This window comes from uncultured Caballeronia sp., from assembly GCF_964243625.1.
GTDB lineage: Bacteria > Pseudomonadota > Gammaproteobacteria > Burkholderiales > Burkholderiaceae > Caballeronia.
Genome location: NZ_CAXTGZ010000765.1, coordinates 1 through 2577, shown reverse-complemented (window position 1 = coordinate 2577; position 2577 = coordinate 1). Strand labels below are relative to the sequence as shown.

Genomic DNA, 2577 nt, shown 5'->3' with positions numbered 1-2577 from the left:
CCGTGCATTGCTCGCTGCGTTGTCGCAGCCGCGCGCGACACGTCCGTTGAACGGACTGACGCTGCAGAGTACGGCTGACCGGTATCTCGCGATTGCATCCGACGTGCTTAATCTGCAGGTGCGGATGGGCTGATTTGCGGTACTCAAAAACGCGCCGCCGATATTCTCGGCGGCGCGTTTTTCATTGCAGGTTCCTAAGCCACAGCGACTCGGAAAAAAGTCCGGGCATCTCGCTCCAGATTTGCGCCGGGCCGAGCTTGAGCGCGCTGTCGAAGTCATAGCCGATCAACATCGGCGCACCGCCCGTGTAATAGAACGGCCCAAGCTTCGTGTTCGCACGCTTGAACAGCACGAGCGTCGAGCGTCGCTCACGCTGCACGATGTGCGGCAATGCATCCGCGTACGACGCTTCCTTCAGCGTCCCGGCGAGCACCGGCGTGCCTCCGCCTTTGAGCGTCCAGACATCGATATCCGGGCCATCGCCGCGCGGTTGCAGCATCACGAGGTCATCGGTTCCGTCGCCGTTGATATCGCCGGCCGTCACCTTCGTCATCGCCGATGAAAACTGCGGATACGTGTTGCCGCGCAGCGTCCCGGCGAACGCACTGCCGGAACTTGTGAGCTGCGTTATTGCCATTGCGCCATTCATATTCTCGATCGCGACAAGCCCGGTTCGCGGCGATCCGGCTGTGTGCATTGGCAGGAAACGCGTGTTCGTGCTCAAGTCGTGAGCCTGCATCCACAACGCAGGCGCACGGCCGTTCTTGCCGACGCTCGCCAGCACCCACAGGTTCAGGCCACCATCGCCGCGTTTGTGCGCGATCATTACATCGGCGCGGCCGCTTCCCGTGAAATTGCCCGCCACATATTGCTGCGCGTTCGCCGGCGTCCACGCCGTGCCTGTCTGATACCACAGCTTCGGCGCTTCGAAACGCGTACCCGTGCTGCGCATCAGCCAGAACGCCGTGCCGCCGTTGCGCGGCGAGATCACCATCAGGTCGTCGCGGCCGTCGCCATCGAAATCGCCCAGCAGGAAACGCACGCTGTCGAAGCAAAGCCGGTTGGCCGAACACGTGGGCGCCGTGGCGTGGGCATCGAAAGGTATGGCGTTGAGGTACCAGGGCTCCGCCGTTTCCAGTCGCGACATGTCCGCGACCCATACGTTGAAGCCCGGTCCGTCCTTGCGGCGCTGCACGTAGACCACGCTCGAGCGGCGCTCACCGGCGGCGGCGCTTGCGGCATCGTCGATGTTATCGCCGCGTACGTCGCCGAAGAGGCCGCCTTCCTCGCGGTTATCGGTCCATTGCGTTTGCGCCGATGGCGCCCAGCGCGACTCCGTCGTCATCGCCGAACAACTGCCCGCCGCGAGCGCACCGTTGCGCCCAGCCAGGCAATGACCAAGCGGCGTGTACACATAGCCGAAGTCCCAGGGCGTCCACTTCTGGGCGGCATCGGCGGAATCCGGCGGCGCGCATGCTTCTTCGATCAACGTGCCGCTGCGTTCGGCGACGCATTGCCGCGTGGTTTCATCGACGAGTTGTGCCGTGTTCTTGGTCCCCGGCGCCGCCGATACCTGCTGCCAGTGCCAGTCCTGCGTCTTCGCGCCTGTGCACGCGGCAAGCGTCGGCGCGGCGCCGGGGCCGGCCGATGTCACGCACTGACTCGAATATTCGTTCACGATCTGCATTGAATGCGGCTGGAAATCCGGACCCGGGTCGCTCGCGTGCGCGCGTGTCCAGTAGCGGCGCGCGACCCAGTTGCCGTCCCATTGATATTCGCCGAAGACATGGCCGCCGTTATCGTCGCCATCGATGGCGAAATACGACGCCACGTCGTCGCGCTTCTTTTGGGTATCGGCGGCGTCGAGGTTCTTGGGCAGTCCGCCGGTCGGATACGTCACGTGATAGCCGATCGGGATATCGCGCCCGAGCCCTTGCGCCGCGATCCGCGTGATGCGCGCGGCGTAGATGTGATCCGGGTGCTCGATGAACGGCACCGTATCCGGATTGAGCGTGTAGATCTCGGTCGCCGGCGCGAGCATGGCGCGCACGGTCGCGATCAGCGCGGCGCGGTCGTACTTGATCGTGTTCGATCCGTCCGCGTTCAGCGGATATGTGTCGATGCTTTCGCCCTTGTCCCACAGCAAACCGAGCGGCACGCGTCCGCCGCGCACGCCGCCGCCGGGCAGCCGGACTTCGAGCAGCTTCACGCGCGGTTGCTGCCTGAGCAACATTTGATGCACGGGTTTGCCGGCGAAATCGACTGTCGATTCAATCCAGTCGTCCGCCACGCCTGCCATGCGCGCATAGGCGAGGCGCGTGCCTTTTTCGCGGAGTTTCACGTAGTCGAAGTTTGCGCCGTTCGCACCGCCGATCAAGTGAACGGTGGTCACGCACCAGCCGGCCGCGAGCTTGTCGCTGATGCCGGGATTGACGAAGAGCAGATCGTCGTCGAGATGGGCGACGACAGTGATGAGCGACCCGGCGTGGCAATCGGCGGCTGGAACGGATGGTTGCGCCGACGTTTGCGCGATGGCCGGTGAAAGCAGGGCGCTGACGGCCCACAGCAGTATCGATA

Annotated in this window: 1 protein-coding gene; it reads right to left on the bottom strand. The window is 64.2% G+C overall.

The annotated features are described in order from the left end of the window. Positions 1 to 181: 181 nt before the first annotated feature. A partial coding sequence (locus ACFFAR_RS30555; protein WP_375509156.1) for an FG-GAP-like repeat-containing protein occupies positions 182 to 2577 on the bottom strand: 2396 nt, incomplete at its 5' end.